The following is a 17,189-nucleotide window of genomic DNA, read 5'->3' as shown; positions in this document are numbered from 1 at the left end:
CGTTTTTTTATGACTTGAAATAGGTATCACGAGTTGAAATCTTCAGCTCATTAAAATATTTGATTGGAATTAGAATATATATTCTAGAATAATCATTCTAAATTAAGTTTGAGGAACAAAAATGGCCAATTTTTTTGAAGAAGCTGATATCAGTGCATCGAAAAAAAGAATCTTAGACAGTGCGTTGGTACTGTTTGTTGAAAAAGGGTTCTTTAATACATCGATTCCTGATTTGGTGGCGCACTCCGGGGTGAGTACGGGATCCATTTATCATGCGTTTAAAGATAAAGAGCATTTGGCGATGACGTTGATGGATTTGTTGCTGGCGAAGATTGAAGCCGACCAAGCGTCCTTATTGGCTACGTATTCTGATTGCTGGCAGCGATACTATCACTTAGCGAAATGGCTGTTTGAGATGACGGAACAGTTTCCTCATGTGATGCAGTTTATTTTGTATGCACGGCACCGTGAGTTTATGCCGTCGATTCAACCATTATGTTCTTCCAAACCTTTTATGACGTTAAGAGGTGTATTGGAGGAAGGGCAGCAGTCGGGTCAAATTCGTGCGATGGACTTAATGGTGGCGTCATCCATTGCGTACGGCAGTATTCTGAGATTGATTCAACTGCATTTGGATGGCTTAGCCCCAGAATCGTTAAACGAACATTTAGATGAACTCACCCGCGCAGCTTGGCGCGCAATTAAAGCAGACTGACAAAGGAGTCAATGATGGTTTTAAAAATGGATTTAATTTGGTGGTATTGGGCTATTACGGATGTGTTGTTAATTGCCGGCGTGGCTGGCATGCCTTATGGAATTGAAGCGGCGATTGCTTTTAATATTATTCAGGTCATACATTTTTATACTCGAACGCCTTCGGCTTCAGCCTTTCCTGTTCAGGTACGTTTAGCCTATTTGGCTTTATTGATTGTGGCGTTGTATCCACCGTTATTCTTTTTGTATTACCTGATTATTTTAGGCACATCGGCGATGGTATTGTTTGACTACTGTTTTTTAGCACGATTTATGTCTTTGATGCCGTGGAATCATCATCAAAAATTTAGTATTGGATTGCTAATGGATACTTTTTTCACCAAGCCCGTGGATGGCAGTGTACAAAAATTAAATTAGGAGTCATTAAAATGAATGAACTAGAAGGTAAAAGACCCCAAATGAGATTGATATTTTTAGCATTGATTGTTTTTTCATTGATTTTAGCGGCATCGCCGATGATTTATGCATCACAGCAGACAGGAGATTCAGATCCTTATTTGATGGGGTTTACGGCTTATGCTAAAGAAGTGGGGGCGACCACTATCGGACAAAATGTGTATGAAAATTACGTGAACGAAGTGGCAAAAGTAGAACAAAAAGCCGGTTATATCGGCCCCATTTTGCCTTTACCGAAACCCGAAAAAGTGATGGATGACGTCTATACAGTGGTCGGAAGTTTGATTTGGCACAATCCTTCCAATTATGGTTTGAATAATAATTTGACCTTTATGGTGTTTGAAGATGGCGTGTTCGTCTTTAACGCTGGACCGAATCCTGCAGTGGCGGCTTCTTTTCATCATCAGATTCGAACAGTCACTCACAAGCCAGTCAAGTGGGTAGCGGTTGAAAACAGCCAGGGTCATGCCTATCTGGGTGCCAGTTACTGGGTCGATATCGGTGTTAACAACCTGTATTCTCATCAGCGAGCCAATGAGGACTTTCATCAAGGGTTTGATGCCATTAAATCACACTGGGCGACGCGTGTCGGCAAAGTCTTAACGCATACCGCGCGCGACGTGTCAGATCAATTCATAACGTTTGACGATAAAATCACTGTAGACGTCGGTGGCGGAGAAACAGTGGAAATTCTCAATTTCGGTCCGGGGCACACGCCCGGTTCAACTTTGTTGTATGTGCCGTCACGAAAATTATTACTGACGGGCGATTTAGCCTATAACAGTCGTATGCTGGCGCTGTTTTCGTATACCAATACGTTAGATTGGGTGGACTCGTTCGAACGGATGATGGCATCGGTTCCTAACGATGTTATTGTCATCCCAGGACATGGTGCACCGACTGATATGGATACGATTAAACGAGATACTTACGACTATCTTAAGTACATGCAATCTGAGGTGCAAAAAATTATTGATCAAGATGGCACAGAAGAAGACGCTTTAGCAATTGATCAATCTCAATATCAGCATCGGTCGGTGTATGAACAAACCCATCAGAATAATGCTAGCCATATTTACCGTGAAATGACCGGAGGGAATCTGGGGCAAAACTTTGAATAACAGAGTGTGTTTTTATCCATTAAAGCCTCTTAAATGAGGCTTTTTTAATGCCTTATTTAAACCTGACATCTTTTTGTCAACTTGATGCGGTAAACTCAGTTTTTTGATATGAGTTTATGACAATGACGGTTTCGGCCTGGACGGTTTTTATTCAGTTTTTAAAATTGGGATGTACCTCTTTTGGTGGGCCTGTTGCACACATTGGATTTTTTCGAGAGGCTTTTGTGGTGCGACAGTGCTGGTTTGATGAGACGCAGTTCGCACGGTGGGTCGCTTTGTGTCATTTCTTGCCCGGTCCTTCCAGCTCCCAGCTTGGCTTTTTAATCGGCTATCAACAAGCCGGTTGGGTGGGTGCAATGGCGGCTTTTGTGGGCTTTACCTTACCCTCAGCCATGATCATGGTTTTGTTGGCTTATGGCTGGGTCGTGCTGGATGATAGCTGGCGGATGCTATTACAAGCCTTGATCATTGTTGCCGCGGCTGTCGTATTGCAGGCTATCTGGAAAATGAGCCAGACGTTTTGCCAATCATGGATACTTAAAGGCGTGATGCTTTTAAGTGTTGTGCCTTTGTTTCTGGTGCCAACCGTTTTGACGCCGATCGTGTGGCTGACAATGCTAGCCGTAATAGGGCCTTTTTTTTCGGTTTCAAGTGATACGGATGTCTCTTCTTTTAAGCAAAGAACGCCCAGTGTTTGGCAAGGCGTTTTTTTAATCAGCAGCGCTGTCGCTTTGTTGGTGATAATTCCCGTCATCAGTCAATATTCTTCGCATATTTTATGGCAAATTACAGAAGGCTTTTACCGTGCCGGGGCCATGGTATTTGGCGGAGGACATGTGGTGTTGCCTTTATTAGAATTGGAATGGGTACAGACACAGCAAATTTCGGAAGAGGCTTTTTTAGTTGGGTATGGCTTGGCACAAGCATTACCGGGCCCTTTATTTACGTTTGCCGCTTATTTAGGCGTTTTATTGGGCGGCGTGCCGGGGGCTGTTTTGGCTACCTTCAGTATTTTTCTCGCGGGTTTTTTGCTGGTAATTGGCGTTTTGCCCTTCTATGAAAAAGTGACGCAGTCAAAGCCTCTGCAAAAAAGCTTGATTGTCATTCAAGCAGGCGTGGTGGGCTTTTTAGTGTTTGCCTTTGTGAACATGATTTTGCCTCATGCCATCATTAACTGGCAAAGCGGAGTGATGTTATTGCTGAACGTGCTGCTGTTATTTCGGTTTCATTGGTCTGTACCGAGTTTGATGTTGGTCAATGTGATGACCACTTTCGCAATGATTCAGTTTCTTTGATCGGGATGTTAGTGGCTCATTAAAAACGCCCAGTCCTGGACAATTTTTCAACGTTAAAGCGGTTAAGAACCAGATAAATTTTACGTTTTTTGGTATGCTTTTAAGCTTTAAAAGTTCAGGTTTTTGCTTATATGAAGAATGTGGTTCACATCACGGCTAACAGTCGACTTTCCCGTTTTTTGAAACAACAGTTATTGGCCGATCAATGGCAGGGAAAAACGGTTGTTAAAACGCCTGAAGTGATGACTTGGGCACAGTGGTGGATGCATTGGCAGCAAGCCGCTTTATTACGTGGCGATTTACCACTTGAACACTTGCTGCATAAAACCTTGTCGGCTTTTGAAGCCCAGCTTGTCTGGGAACAGTTGTTGGATGAGAAGCTTCAGCAACAACCTGAACTGGCCTTACTGAACCAAACCGCAACGGCAAAACAGCTGTATCAGGCCTGGTGTTTGTTTGCCGAATATTTTCCTGCCCCAGCATTTGACGATGCTTTTATCACCGAAGAAGTCCGTCTGTTTCTAGATTTGAAAACGGCCTATTTGGCCGAGTTAGAAAAGCATCAGTGGGCCGATGCGGTATTACAACAGCAGCAACAATTGGCGCACTTAAAAACCATTGGACATCTGCCGGAAGTCTTTCAACTGCATGGATTTGATGAGTTGTCACCTTTCATGAAACAGTGGATCGAAATCGTGGAAGCGCATGGTTCTGAAGTCTATCAAGTGAATGATGATTCTCAAGCGACGGCGAAGCAACAAAGGTGTTATTCGGCCTTAAACCCGCAAGATGAAATTCAGCAGATTGCTTTATGGTGTGCAGAGCAGCTGAAGCAGCAATCTGAAACCAAACCCTTGCATGCTATTCGCATTGCGGTTGTGGCGCCGAATCTGGCAGAGGTTCAACAGCCTCTGAGTTGGGCGTTGGATGAGGTGCTTTACCAGCAATTCGGTCAGGCGCTGCCATTAAAGCCGGCACGACACACACTATATAATATTTCGCTGGGCACGCCGTTGGCGCAGACACCGATTGTCAAAAATGCATTACAGACATTGGCCTTTGCGATGATGCCGGAAAAAACACTGGTCTATGCGGATTGGTCCAGTTGGTTGACGTCACCTTATACACTTGGTCGTCTTGTACAACGCCAAAAAGCAGATGTGCGGTGTCGCAGATTGCAATGGGCCAGCTTCAAGTGGCCGAACTTATTGCAAGCCATTCAGCAGAAAGAAACCGAAAAAGATCGTATTCAATTACCTAAGTCATTAATGCAGACTCTGGAAAAGGTCGCTCAAGCACCACGGTCAACGTCACTCAGTTTGTCACAGTTTATTACCCAGGCCGAAAATAAATTGCAGGAATTTAGATGGGCAGAGTCTTCTAAAGAACGTGCTTTGAGTAGCATTGAAATGCAGCAAAAAGAAACCTTTCTAGAAGCCCTTGCTTCCTTTGCTCAGCTGAATATGACGCAAGCCAAGCAGCCTGTTTCTGTTTGGCTGGGGCTACTCAAACGGTATCTCAATGAAACCGTGCATCAACCGCAAACGCAAGGCCTTGTTCCGATACAAATCATGGGAACGTTAGAAGCAGGTGGCCAGGCATTTGATGCGCTTTGGGTCATGGGATTAACCGATGAAGCCTGGCCCAGACCGCCGAACCCGAACCCTTTTTTACCGATGGCGTTGCAACGAACATACGGCTTACCGCGATCGGATGCGTTACGAGAGCTAAACTATGCCCGGCAGGTCACGTTGCGGTTGGCAAAATCAAGCCCTGAGATCGTGTGGTCTTACCCGCAGCAATTAGACGATCGAGTGGCCTTGCCGAGTCCGTTATTGACGCTGGCTGAGTTAAAAGCGGCTCAAATGTATGAACCTGTGCCATATCAAAGTCTGGCAACTCAGTTATGGGCACAAGGGGAACCTCTGGAATGGGTGACAGACTATCAAGGGCCGGAAGTGCCGTTGGGCACTCGAGTGCCCGGCGGGTCCGGTATTTTGACCGCACAAAACAAATGCCCACTCATGGCGTTTATGGATTATCGTTTGGGGGCGCGCCAGCAATTGGAAGACGTTGAAGAAGGCATGCGTTCCAATCACTTGGGGACGTTGGTTCATGCTGTTCTAGAGGCCTTCTGGCGTCAAGTGCAAACACAGCATAATTTACTGGAAATGGATGAGAAAGCGGTCAGTGAATTGGTGTTGCAGTTGTTGGAAGAGGCCATGGCGCCTTTGAGTCATCAGTTTGATGCGCATTATTTGTCGTTGGAGCAGAATCGTATTCATCAATTGATTTTAGAGTGGTTGGCCTTGGAAAAGGACCGACCTAGTTTCAAAGTAGTGGCCTTTGAAGAGAATCATACGCCCACCATCGGAGGGATTGAGTTCAACCTTAAAATTGACCGTGTGGATGACGTATTTGATGCAGAAACCGGCGAAGTAAGCCGATTGATTTTGGATTACAAAACAGGCAAAGCCTCCGTGGGCGATTTATTAAAAGAACCGATTGAAGCGCCACAACTCGCGGTGTATTTGCATGCGTATCATGACGTGGTCGCCGGATTGGGTTATGGCATTTTACACAGTGATGATGGCGTCAAATTCAACACCTTGATTTCGGATGAGGGCGTAATGTTAAAAGACCGCTCGCAGCTGATCTTTGCCAAACTGGCCGCGAAAGAAGGGGGTGATTTTGAAGGAATGAGCTGGTCGGATTTTTTGCAGGCGCTGCGTGATGAGGTTTCCGAACTGGCTACCCAGATTCAGCAGGGACAGGCTGAAATGACGTTTCGAAAAGAAACCGATTTAAATTATGCCGCCAGTTTATTGGCCTTGCGATTACCGGAAGTGATGGCTCAGATGGGCGAGCAAGGTTTGGCGGATGAGGAGTCGGTAGAATGAATTTAAATTTGGATTTTGGAACGCCTGATGCTGTGAAGTATTCTCAAATTGAAGCGATTAACCCGTTAAAAAACTTGATTTTGGATGAGGCGTTGCCGGATGGCAAAGCCCGTTTTCAAGCGATTCATCCAGAACATTCCTATATTGTTCAAGCCCCGGCCGGGTCGGGTAAAACCGCGCTTTTGACGCAACGTTTTTTGGCGTTATTGTCTCAAGTGGAAACGCCGGAGCAAGTGGTGGCGATGACCTTTACCAAAAAAGCCGCGGCGGAAATGCGAGAACGTATTTTGGAAGCGTTGCACTTCGGGTTGACCACGCTGGATGAATCCGCATCGATTTATGATCAAAACACCTGGCACTTAGCGCAAGCCGCTTTACAGAATAACCAACAACGTCAATGGCAATTATTGGACAACCCAAATCGGTTACGGATTCGAACCATTGATTCCATGAATGGGTATCTGGTTCAGCAGATGCCTTTACTGTCGCGCTTAGGTGCACAGCCTCAAGTCGCGAGTATGAATGACGCCTTGTATCTGAAAGCGGTGCGTTTGGCGTTAAAAGATGGTGATACGACGGAAGCGTCTGCCAGTTTATTGCGATTGGTCAATGGTAATTATCGCAGTGCCGAAAATCTATTGGTGACGATGCTGAAAAAACGTGATCAATGGATGGGCGCGCTATTGTCGTATGGCCAGGATGCAGAGGCACAAGAACGCGCTGAGTTGGAAAAGGCTTTGGCTTTGTTGGTCTCGCAGGAAAAAACACAAGCCATTGACACGCTTTATCCGGTGATGTCTTTGTTGCAACAGATAGCGGAATTTGCCGCATTTGCCATGCAAAATGACCAGCCTCAACTGAAACCGTTGGTGGATGACCCTTTAACGAAGGAATCCGGTTTAGCGGCCTGGAAAACGCTGGGGGACTGGATTCTTTCGACTCAAGGAAAATTTTTAAAAACGGTCACGGTCAAGAAAGGGTTTCCAGCCGGTAAAGGGGAAAACAAAGAACAAAAAGACGCTTTTTTAGCGTTATTGGCGGAACTGAATGTGGCGGATATCCGAGGACACTATGCGGAAGCACTGGTGTTATTAAGCCAACTGCCGGAAGGTCATTACACGGATGAGCAATGGCAAAACCTTCGACATTTGATTCAACTGTTACGCCGCACCGTTGCGCATTTGAAACTGTGTTTTCAAACAGAAGGCGAGACCGATTTTATTGAGGTCGCGCAAGCCGCTTCCCAAGCGTTGGGGAATGAGCTGGAACCGACTGATTTGGCCCAACAGTTGGACTACACCTTAAAGCATCTCTTAATTGATGAATTTCAAGACACCAGTGTCGCGCAATACGATTTAGTGAAAAAAATCGTGGCGGGTTGGTCATTGGACGATGCGCACAGTTTGTTTATTGTCGGCGACCCGATGCAGTCCATTTACCGTTTCCGGGAAGCGGAAGTGGGTAACTTTTTGCAAGCTTGGAAAGGACGGTTGGGGGACGTGCCTTTAACCCCTTTGAGTCTGGAAGTGAACTTTCGTTCTTCAAAAGGCGTAGTCGACTGGGTGAATCAAACCTTTGCTAAGGTGTTTCCTAAAAAGAGTTTGATTGAACAAGGCGCGGTAAGCTACGCCCCTGCGGTGGCATTTTCTGAAGAAGATTCACCTGCGGTGTATACTCATTGGGCTTTGCAACAGTCGGCGTGGGACGAGGCAGCTGATATTTTAACGTTGATTCAAGAACGGTTATCGACCTTGAAAGCGGATGCCGCAATTGGAGTATTGGGTCGAAGCCGTTCGCACTTAATGGGCGTGGCGACTCAGCTGAAACAAGCGGGCATCGCTTTTCGTGCGGTTGAGCTGGAAGGCCTGAAGGATCGGCAGGAAATTCAGGATTGTGAAGCCTTGACCCGATCATTGTTGCATTTAGGTGATCGACCTGCGTGGATCGCGTTATTACGTTCACCGCTCGTTGGGTTATCGTTAACGGATTTATACCGTTTATTGGGTGAGAATGACGACTATTTTCAGACGCCGGTCTGGGAAACCTTGCAGGATAAAACCCACCTCGGATGGCAACAGGTATCCGAGGCTGGGCGTCAACAATTGGGGCGGAGTTTGCCTGTGCTTGAAAAAGCGCTGAATGCAATAGGATCTTACGCCTTGGAAGTGCTGGTGCATGAGACTTGGTTGGCGCTGGACGGGCCACAAACGGTTGAGTCGGCAGTGGCCTTGCAGAATGTGGATGCCTTTTGGATGATGCTCGGTAGCTTGGAAGCGCAACAGGATGTCTCGGCGTTAACCGCGAAAGGATTGTCGGATACATTGGAGACACTCTATGCCTTGCCCGATGCCTCGGAAGCCAGCCAGAAAATCGAGCTGATGACGATGCATAAGTCGAAAGGGTTGGAGTTTGATACCGTGATTTTACCGGGATTGGGACGTCCGCCTCGTTCCGATGAAAAACAATTGTTGTCTTGGTTGTCTTTCAAAGGACAGCATGAACAATCGTATTTGGTGATTGCACCGTTTGAGCAAAAGGGCAAAGCGGCGCAAAAACAGCCAGGCCTGGCGAATGTCATTAAGCGGTATGAAGAAATCAAACAAAGCTATGAGCTATCGCGTTTGCTGTATGTGGCCTGCACGCGTGCCAAACAGCAGCTGCACTTGTTCGGCAGTGTGGCGGTTTCTGAAAAATCCTTTAATGGCGACGCGGCGTTGATGCCTAAGAAGAAAAGCTTGTTGGAATGTTTGTGGTCGTTAGAGGCTTCGGCTTTTGAAGAACGTTTGATGGGGTATCAATTCAAAGACGTGGAAGAGAATACTCAGGTATTGTTACCGAAAGTCAGCCGTCTGCCACTGGAAAGACAGGGCTTTTGGCAAACGCAAAGAGAGGAATCCGAATTGGTTAAAGCCGCTCGAATGGGTGTTGTGGAGGATGAAGGCACGGATGAATCGCTTGAGGTTGATGTCACGGCCCCGTCTGCAACGCCGCTTTCTTCTTTGCACGGTGGGGTTTTGGCGAAAACGGTTGGTAATTTTGTGCATGCTGTGTTTGAACAGTGGGCGCAGCAGGATCTTTCAAGCTGGGATGCCACCGTGCTTGAATCACAACGAGAACGGTATCGTTATGGGTTGATGCAGATGGGCTTGAATCGTGAGTTACTGAAGACCGCATTGGAACGCGTCATGGTGTCTTTAAGCCATGCGCTACACAATCCCAAAGTTCGTTGGGCGTTATCACGAGAGCATGCCGAGTCGGCTGTTGAATTACCTTTGAGCGCCAAAGAAGAAACCGGACAGTCCAATCATATTATTGATCGCACATTCGTGGACGAGCACAATACGCGCTGGATTATTGACTATAAAACCAGTGTGTTTGATTTGGACAAGCCCGAACAGGATAAAAAAGCGTTTTTACAGTCTCAAATAGACGTTTACACGCCGCAACTTGAACGATATGGTCAGCTGTTGGGGGCGATAGAGAATCGACCTCAAAAGAGAGTACTTTATTTCAGTTATTTAGACGAATGGATTGAGTTGAATTGATCTTGATCTACTGGCACCTTGTAGGAAATTGAAAATGACAAAAACGTTAGAACAAACACAACAACAGATTTTGAAACACCATGGTGGCGATGGTGCTCATGCGCGTCAGATGATTACCAATAGTTACGACCGACGACATGATGAGGCCTTTTGGCGGTTTTGGGATGATATGATGGCGCTGAACCATCAGCCGAAAGACGGGGTGCTGGATATGGGAGCCGGAATCGGGCAGTTTGTGAAAGACTGCGCAGAACGTTATCCGGAGTCAAAAATTTACGGTATTGAGGCCGCACCTTACATGCTCGAAACTCCGCTTGAGTTACCTAACAATGCAACACTTTTGGTGGATGATTTGAATCAGCCTCAAGCGGAGATTGCAGCGGGCAGTTTAAGCATGGTCATGGCCAATATGGTGGTGCACGAACTCATTCAGCCAATTAAAATGTTTAAAGCGGCGTATGAGTGGTTAAAACCTGGCGGTCGATTGTGTGTGATTGACGTGGTTCGACAGCCATTGGAAAGTTATCTGAATCAACGTTATACCGACACTCTGGTGTGGGGAGACCAAACCACTGTTGCAGACTTGGAAGATGCGTTTGAACATTTTCAGGAACATAACCGTTATCACCCTGACGACATAGTGTTTATGTTGACGTTGGGCGGATTTAAGTTGATTGAGAAAACACCACAGCGAGACGGGCGCTTTGTTCGGATTGTGGTGGAAAAATAAACTACGTCAATCGCTTGTTTAACTCCAAAAGGCATCTTGCAGCCACTCCGGTTGAGGTTGACTGTTTTCAAAACAGAGCACATCAAATCGCATGTTGTACGCTTGGTAATCCGGGTGTTTCTGCAAATAGGTTTGGGCGCACTGAATTAAGCGTTGTTGTTTTTGTGGGGTGACAAATTCCGAGGCCGTTCCGTAGGCACTGTTTTGACGGTATTTGACTTCAAAAAAGATCAACGTGCGGTTGGCATCCAAGCCGATTAAATCGATTTCGCCGCCTTTGCAGCGAAAGTTTTGTGCAATAATATGGATGGCTTGCGTCTTTAACCAGACCTCCGCTTGGTGTTCTTTTTGTTGGCCCATCTGTTGACTGAACCAGCCCATTGTTATTCCGTGATGTCCTCAGAAGCATTTTTCGTATTCGTGTCCGTTTGCGTCAGGTCAAAAAGTTTGATCGGTATAACTGGCTCGATAGGCTCAACAGGCTCTTGTTCTTCTTCAATCGGTTTTGGCGGTACATAAGGCGGCGCTTCAGTAATGTACCCATAACGGTCATATTGTGCCCAGGTAAAGGTATGGTCGATTAGATTATCCTGCATTGAAAGTTTGCCTGTCATGCCTTTGTTAAGGCAAAGTCCCGGTGCGAGATTTTGCTGATTCAGTACCAGTGTTAAGCTGTCCCAGCCAAAGGCTTCAAATGGGGTTTTTAATGGCGTTTTTGTCAGCGCCGCCGTCATGGTCGGAAAAATAAGATGGCTTAAATCTTTATTGGGTGGTGTTTGCTGTAATTGCGCCGGCGTTAGCTTGGAAGAGCCATACGTCGGCAAATTCAAATCAAAAAACTTGAACTGAGGTTTAAACACCGCCAAACGTTCCGTGCTGCCGATCAGCAAAATGGCATCCAAGTCCTGTCGAAGACGCGGTGTGAAATGGATTTGTTCTTTAAAGAGCCATCTCAGGTTGTTTTTACGCGCTTCACTTTCGGGTTCATTAATAACACTGCCTAATGCGGCGCGTAAATTCGGTCGCTGAGTCGGGTAGGTTTTTAACACGGCATGGTTGCCTTCCGTTTGAATCCAGTTATACAGAATATGTTGTGCCAAATTGGTATCGGACGAGGCGGTGCTGGTTAAAATGCCCAGCCGTTTAAAGTCGTGATATTGCAGTTTATGCGTGATTTGAGTCGCTTCAGAGTCCGATTTAAAATTGAATTGTTTAATATTCGGGTCGTTGATTTGATTCAACGCCAGCAAGTTTTCTGGTTTTAACTCGGCTAAGGTTTCAATCGCTTCTTTACGCAGAGGGCCAATGACCCATTCGGCACCTTGATGAATCGCGGTTAAGTAAGTTTGTTTGAGTTCGGTCAGGTCGCTGCTGTCATAAAAGCGAATCTTGAGGTTGGTTTGGTTGGTGAAGTGATTTTTCAACAGACCATTTCGAATTTGCAAACTGATGTTGGCATATTCGCCACTGAACGGCAGTAAGACTGCAATGTTTTTGACGGTGGCGGGATGATTCAGTTTGTTTTGCAGTTCAGGCAGTAAATGTTCAGAGTATAAGGCTGTTGGGTAAAATTCCCGTAAGTCGCGTAAGGCTTGTTTTTGTAAAATGGGTTTTTGTTGGGTTGCTTCGACCAAACGAAGCCAGTTCTGTAAATCGGCATTGCCCTCAGAAGAGGTTTGAAGTTTTTGCAGGGTTGGTTGTGGTAAGTTTTTGAACGTTGACCAGACTTGAAACTCAATAGCCAACTGATTTGCATCATCCACCTCTGTCCAAAGTTCTCGGCTTAATTGAATGTATTCTGCCCAGGCCTGGTCGCTTTTAGCCTCTTGGATGGCGTTTTCTAAATAATCCAATTGGTTTGGCATTTTTGGCAGTGCGTCTAAAAAACCGCGCTGGATTTCTTTTAAGCGGTCTGATTGCTTTGGGGTGGTACTGCACCCGGCTAACAAAGCAGCGGCAAAGAAGGCTAAAATTAATGCAATTTGTTTAAACATTTCAAATAAAATGACCTGAATGAATCGTGTTGACAATTATAACGGTTAATACGTTTGGAATCGAATTTATAACTGAGACCTCACTCGTGCAAAGGTCTCAACTAAGAGTACCGCATGTCATACCAAGATAAAAGTGAATATACATCCATTAACACTGATCAGGGCAAGCTTTTTATTGTCGCCACCCCGATTGGAAATCTGAAAGACATTACCTTAAGGGCACTTGAGGTGTTAGAAAGTGTTGATTGGGTCGCCGCAGAAGACACGCGGCATTCTAAAAAATTGTTGCAGCATTACGGTTTGAATAAAAAATTAATCAGTCTGCATGAGCATAATGAATTAGAAAGACGAAATGAGTTATTGGCGTTATTAAACGCCGGTGAACAAGGTGCGCTGATTTCGGATGCCGGCACACCGTTAATCAGTGATCCGGGGTATCATTTAGTCAATTTATTACGGCAAGAACATATTCAGGTTGAACCAATCCCTGGGCCGTCGGCCATGATTGCCGCGTTAAGTGCCGCCGGCTTGCCAACGGATCGTTTCAGTTTTGAAGGCTTTTTACCCGCGAAAAAACAAAAACGATTGCATGTGTTGGAAGGTTTGACGCAGGAATCGCGCACCATGGTGTTTTATGAATCGCCCCATCGATTGCTGGAAAGTTTAGCGACTTTTGTAGCCGCTTTTGGTAATGATCGGGAGATAGTGGTCGCGAAAGAACTCACCAAACAGTTTGAGTTATTCTTTTCCGGAACCGTTGAAGAGGCGTTACGTTTCTTTGAAACGAATGCAGATAAAGTCCGAGGCGAGTTTGTGTTCATTTTAAAAGGCGCCGAAGCGGCGGAACCAAACGCCATAACCGATGCCGATCAATTGATTCAATTGCTGCTTCAGCAGGCGTTACCTGTCAAGCAGATTTCTGAGATTGTGGCCGCGCATTTAGGCTTAAAGAAAAAAGCGGTGTATCAAAGGGTTTTGGAGATAAAGTAATTTTTTTCCTTATTTTTGAAATTGGTTTATGGTGTCATAAATCCTTCATAATTAAGGTAACTAATTAATTTTAAACCATAAAAATTTTTAAGCTTATTAAGCCTCTTTTGTTTTGAGCAAAATCACTTATCCCTTAGTGTTTTAAAGCCTGTAAATTTGCATGGAAATAAAGTAGAATTGCCTAATGTCTTTAGAAATGTAAATTGTAAATGATGATAGGAAAGAATTCATAAATGTGCGGAATTGTCGGCGGCATTGCTGAAAGAAATTTGGTTCCAATTTTGTTGGAAGGTTTAAAAAGGCTGGAATACCGAGGGTATGATTCCTCCGGCATTGCGGTTTTAGATTCCAATCAAACCATTCAACGTGTCAGAGCGTTGGGGAAGATTAAAAGCTTAGAGCAAAAAATACAGCTCGATGAATCGCCTATTTCTGGGCAGGTCGGTATCGCACATACGCGTTGGGCCACACATGGCATTCCTGCCGAGAATAATGCCCACCCGCACATTTGTAATAATGAAGTGGCGGTGGTGCATAATGGCATTATTGAAAACTACCAAGCGCTAAAGCAGCTTCAGCTGGAAAAAGGCTACCGATTTACGTCTGAAACCGACACTGAAGTGGTGGCACACTGTATTCACAGGCAACAACAAACCTCAGAAACCCTTTTGGAAGCGGTTCAAAAAGCCATTGTGCATTTTGAAGGCGCGTATGCCATCGGCGTGGTCTCCGTGCATGAACCGGATACGTTGATTGCGGCTCGAAAAGGCAGCCCTTTGGTGATTGGTGTGGGGATTGGAGAGCATTTTATTGCTTCCGATGTCTCGGCGTTGTTGCCAGTCACACAAAACTTTATTTTTTTAGAAGAAGGTGATGTCGCCGAAATCAAGCGTGGCAGTGTTGAAATTTACAATGCGCAAGGCCAGAAGGTCGCGCGTGAAGTGAAACAGTCTTCGCTCAGTATGCATTCGATTGAGCTGGGTGAGCATCGCCATTATATGCATAAAGAAATTTTTGAACAGCCGCAAGCGGTGACTGATACGCTGGAAGGGCGCATTACACAAGATCATGTTCTGGTGTCCGCCTTTGGTCATGAGGCGGAAGCGCTTTTCGAATCGATTCAACAAGTGCAGATTATCGCTTGTGGAACCAGTTATCATGCTGGGATGGTGGCTAAGTATTGGTTTGAAGACATTATCGGCTTGCCTTGTCAGGTGGAAGTGGCCAGTGAGTATCGTTATCGAAACCCAGTTGTGTTAAATAACACTCTATTTGTGACCATTAGTCAATCGGGCGAAACAGCCGATACGCTAGCGGCATTGCAACAGATTAAGCAATTAAAAGCCAAAACACCCTCAAGTCATGTTCAAACGTCGTCATCCTCGAGCTATGATCAAACACCGTCATCCTCGGGCTTGACCCGGGGATCTCCAATCCATAAAACAGGCCTAAACATCCCAACCCTCTCAATCTGCAACGTACCTGAGTCCAGTTTGACCAGAGAGTCTGATTTAACGTTTTTAACGCATGCCGGTCCTGAAATTGGGGTGGCGTCTACCAAAGCCTTTACCACTCAGTTGGTGGCTTTATCGTTATTGGTGACCGCCGTTGGAAAAACGTTAAATTTAATGTCTGAAACGCAAGAGCGTAAAATTGTACATGGGTTGCAAAAACTCCCAGGCCTGCTGCAAAAAGCGTTGACGCATGAAGACAGCATTAAGCAAATCGCACAAGGGTTTGCTGATAAAACAAGTGCTTTATTTTTAGGGCGCGGCACCATGTTTCCTATCGCGCTTGAAGGCGCGTTAAAACTCAAAGAAATCAGTTATATTCATGCGGAAGCCTACCCGGCGGGAGAATTAAAGCATGGGCCTTTGGCGTTGATTGATGAAAATATTCCCGTGATTGCTATCGCGCCTCATGATGATTTGTTGGAAAAATTGAAATCCAATTTACAAGAAGTGAAAGCACGCGGTGGCCAGATGATTGTATTCGAAGATGAAATGTCCTGCGTGGGGTCAGAAGAAGGCTTTCAAGTCGTTAAGGCGACTTCAAATGTGGGTCGTATTACAGCGCCGATTACCTTTAATGTTCCCTTGCAGTTATTGAGTTATCACGTTGCGTTGATTAAGGGCACGGATGTCGACCAGCCTCGCAACTTAGCAAAATCGGTGACTGTCGAATAATATGAAAAGAGATAAAGTATGAAAGTTGCTGTTGCCGGAACCGGTTATGTTGGTTTGTCATTAGCCGTATTATTAGCCCAGCACCACGAAGTCGTGGCAGTGGATATCATTAAAGAAAAAGTAGATCTGATAAACAACAAGCAATCTCCGATTGTGGATGTTGAAATCGAAGACTTCTTAGCGAATAAACCGCTTAATCTAACGGCCACGCTTGATCCAATCCAAGCCTACAAAGACGCCGAGTTTGTCGTCATCGCTACACCAACGGATTACGATACACAAACCAATACCTTCAACACTCAATCCGTTGAAGCCGTGATTAAAGATGTATTGGCGATCAATCCGAATGCGACCATGATCATTAAATCAACGGTTCCGGTGGGTTATACCGCCTCAGTAAAAGCCAAGTTTAATACCGATAACATCATCTTCTCCCCAGAATTCCTGCGTGAAGGCAAAGCCCTGTGGGATAACCTTCACCCATCGCGGGTTGTGATAGGGGAACAATCAGAACGCGCCCAAACCTTTGCCAACTTACTGATCGAAGGGGCCGAAAAGCCAAAAGACGAGATTCCAGTACTTTTCACCGACGCCACGGAAGCCGAAGCGATTAAGCTGTTCTCCAATACCTATCTTGCGCTACGTGTTGCATACTTTAACGAACTCGACACCTATTGTGAAACCCACGGCCTAAGCAGCAAACAAGTCATCCAAGGCGTTGGATTAGATCCACGTATTGGCGACCATTACAACAACCCAAGCTTCGGCTATGGCGGTTACTGTTTACCCAAAGACACCAAACAACTGCTCGCCAACTACAACGACGTCCCCCAAAACCTAATCAAAGCCATCGTCGACTCCAACACCACAAGAAAAGACTTCATCGCCGACCAAATCATTAAACGCATATCAAATCCCCCTCTCCCTCAGGGAGAGGGCTGGGGAGAGGGTGAAATATCAACAGGCAAAGTTGGAATATACCGCCTCATAATGAAGCAAGGCTCTGACAACTTCCGAGCCAGCGCCATCCAAGGCGTAATGAAACGCATTAAAGCCAAAGGCATTGAAGTCGTGATCTACGAACCGGTGCTCAGCGAACAAGGCCAAACCGACTTCTTCCACTCAAAAGTCATCACCGACCTAGATGAGTTCAAAAAAATGTCTGACGTTATCATTGCTAACCGACTCGTTGAAGAAATACAAGACGTGCAAGATAAAGTCTATACCCGTGACTTATTTGGTAAAGATTAAGTTTAAT

At 45.6% G+C, this 17,189-nt stretch carries 12 protein-coding genes; 10 read left to right on the top strand and 2 right to left on the bottom strand.

All coding sequences use genetic code 11. From position 1 onward, the window contains the following. The first annotated feature begins 121 nt into the window (after nt 1-121). The 7 genes from GHNINEIG_RS08930 (at nt 122) to GHNINEIG_RS08900 (ending at nt 10,761) form a co-directional block, all read left to right on the top strand. Nucleotides 122-715, top strand: coding sequence for a TetR/AcrR family transcriptional regulator (locus tag GHNINEIG_RS08930; protein WP_135796329.1), 594 nt, complete (start codon nt 122-124; stop codon nt 713-715). An 11-nt stretch (nt 716-726) separates the two neighbouring features. Beyond that, nucleotides 727-1,131, top strand: coding sequence for a hypothetical protein (locus GHNINEIG_RS08925; protein WP_135796328.1), 405 nt, complete (start codon nt 727-729; stop codon nt 1,129-1,131). An 11-nt stretch (nt 1,132-1,142) separates the two neighbouring features. Next, a complete protein-coding gene (locus tag GHNINEIG_RS08920; protein WP_135796327.1) occupies nt 1,143-2,291 on the top strand; it encodes an MBL fold metallo-hydrolase in 1,149 nt (382 codons plus the stop codon). A 116-nt stretch (nt 2,292-2,407) separates the two neighbouring features. Continuing rightward, entirely contained in the window at nt 2,408-3,586 is a 1,179-nt protein-coding gene (gene chrA / locus GHNINEIG_RS08915) for a chromate efflux transporter (RefSeq protein ID WP_135796326.1), read from the top strand. A gap of 131 nt (nt 3,587-3,717) precedes the next feature. After that, nucleotides 3,718-6,486 carry a PD-(D/E)XK nuclease family protein gene (locus GHNINEIG_RS08910; RefSeq protein WP_135796325.1) on the top strand — a complete coding sequence of 923 codons (2,769 nt, stop codon included), beginning with the start codon at nt 3,718-3,720 and terminating at the stop codon, nt 6,484-6,486. After that, nucleotides 6,483-10,031, top strand: coding sequence for a UvrD-helicase domain-containing protein (locus GHNINEIG_RS08905; protein ID WP_135796324.1), 3,549 nt, complete (start codon nt 6,483-6,485; stop codon nt 10,029-10,031). The genes GHNINEIG_RS08910 and GHNINEIG_RS08905 overlap by 4 nt, the downstream gene beginning before the upstream one ends. A 34-nt stretch (nt 10,032-10,065) precedes the next feature. Beyond that, nucleotides 10,066-10,761 (top strand): class I SAM-dependent methyltransferase, encoded by a 696-nt coding sequence (locus tag GHNINEIG_RS08900; RefSeq protein WP_135796323.1) that lies wholly within the window; start codon nt 10,066-10,068, stop codon nt 10,759-10,761. Nucleotides 10,762-10,779: 18 nt separating this feature from the next. Here GHNINEIG_RS08900 and GHNINEIG_RS08895 read toward each other — a convergent pair whose 3' ends face one another. Continuing rightward, complete coding sequence (locus GHNINEIG_RS08895; RefSeq protein WP_135796322.1) at nt 10,780-11,142, bottom strand: YraN family protein; 363 nt, start codon at nt 11,140-11,142, stop codon at nt 10,780-10,782. Nucleotides 11,143-11,144: 2 nt separating this feature from the next. Next, nucleotides 11,145-12,755 (bottom strand): penicillin-binding protein activator, encoded by a 1,611-nt coding sequence (locus GHNINEIG_RS08890; protein ID WP_135796321.1) that lies wholly within the window; start codon nt 12,753-12,755, stop codon nt 11,145-11,147. Between the two features lie 114 nt (nt 12,756-12,869). Between GHNINEIG_RS08890 and rsmI the strand changes: the two genes are divergently transcribed. The 3 genes from rsmI (at nt 12,870) to GHNINEIG_RS08875 (ending at nt 17,182) form a co-directional block, all read left to right on the top strand. Continuing rightward, nucleotides 12,870-13,745 carry a 16S rRNA (cytidine(1402)-2'-O)-methyltransferase gene (gene rsmI, locus GHNINEIG_RS08885; protein WP_135796320.1) on the top strand — a complete coding sequence of 292 codons (876 nt, stop codon included), beginning with the start codon at nt 12,870-12,872 and terminating at the stop codon, nt 13,743-13,745. A gap of 233 nt (nt 13,746-13,978) precedes the next feature. Beyond that, nucleotides 13,979-15,931, top strand: a complete 1,953-nt coding sequence (glmS, locus tag GHNINEIG_RS08880) for a glutamine--fructose-6-phosphate transaminase (isomerizing) (RefSeq protein WP_135796319.1) — start codon at nt 13,979-13,981, stop codon at nt 15,929-15,931. Nucleotides 15,932-15,949: 18 nt separating this feature from the next. After that, nucleotides 15,950-17,182, top strand: a complete 1,233-nt coding sequence (locus tag GHNINEIG_RS08875; RefSeq protein ID WP_135796318.1) for a nucleotide sugar dehydrogenase — start codon at nt 15,950-15,952, stop codon at nt 17,180-17,182. Nucleotides 17,183-17,189 lie beyond the last annotated feature (7 nt).

This window comes from Hydrogenovibrio crunogenus, assembly GCF_004786015.1.
Lineage (GTDB): Bacteria > Pseudomonadota > Gammaproteobacteria > Thiomicrospirales > Thiomicrospiraceae > Hydrogenovibrio > Hydrogenovibrio crunogenus.
The sequence above is the reverse complement of the archived record's forward strand: the minus strand, read 5'-3'. Positions and strand labels throughout refer to the sequence as shown.

What these genes read in the sequence shown, in the direction of transcription:
- GHNINEIG_RS08930 (WP_135796329.1), top strand. Translation starts at nt 122, where the DNA reads ATGGCCAATTTTTTTGAAGAAGCTGATATCAGTGCATCGAAAAAAAGA.
- GHNINEIG_RS08925 (WP_135796328.1), top strand. Translation starts at nt 727, where the DNA reads ATGATGGTTTTAAAAATGGATTTAATTTGGTGGTATTGGGCTATTACG.
- GHNINEIG_RS08920 (WP_135796327.1), top strand. Translation starts at nt 1,143, where the DNA reads ATGAATGAACTAGAAGGTAAAAGACCCCAAATGAGATTGATATTTTTA.
- chrA (WP_135796326.1), top strand. Translation starts at nt 2,408, where the DNA reads ATGACAATGACGGTTTCGGCCTGGACGGTTTTTATTCAGTTTTTAAAA.
- GHNINEIG_RS08910 (WP_135796325.1), top strand. Translation starts at nt 3,718, where the DNA reads ATGAAGAATGTGGTTCACATCACGGCTAACAGTCGACTTTCCCGTTTT.
- GHNINEIG_RS08905 (WP_135796324.1), top strand. Translation starts at nt 6,483, where the DNA reads ATGAATTTAAATTTGGATTTTGGAACGCCTGATGCTGTGAAGTATTCT.
- GHNINEIG_RS08900 (WP_135796323.1), top strand. Translation starts at nt 10,066, where the DNA reads ATGACAAAAACGTTAGAACAAACACAACAACAGATTTTGAAACACCAT.
- GHNINEIG_RS08895 (WP_135796322.1), bottom strand. Translation starts at nt 11,142, where the DNA reads ATGGGCTGGTTCAGTCAACAGATGGGCCAACAAAAAGAACACCAAGCG.
- GHNINEIG_RS08890 (WP_135796321.1), bottom strand. Translation starts at nt 12,755, where the DNA reads ATGTTTAAACAAATTGCATTAATTTTAGCCTTCTTTGCCGCTGCTTTG.
- rsmI (WP_135796320.1), top strand. Translation starts at nt 12,870, where the DNA reads ATGTCATACCAAGATAAAAGTGAATATACATCCATTAACACTGATCAG.
- glmS (WP_135796319.1), top strand. Translation starts at nt 13,979, where the DNA reads ATGTGCGGAATTGTCGGCGGCATTGCTGAAAGAAATTTGGTTCCAATT.
- GHNINEIG_RS08875 (WP_135796318.1), top strand. Translation starts at nt 15,950, where the DNA reads ATGAAAGTTGCTGTTGCCGGAACCGGTTATGTTGGTTTGTCATTAGCC.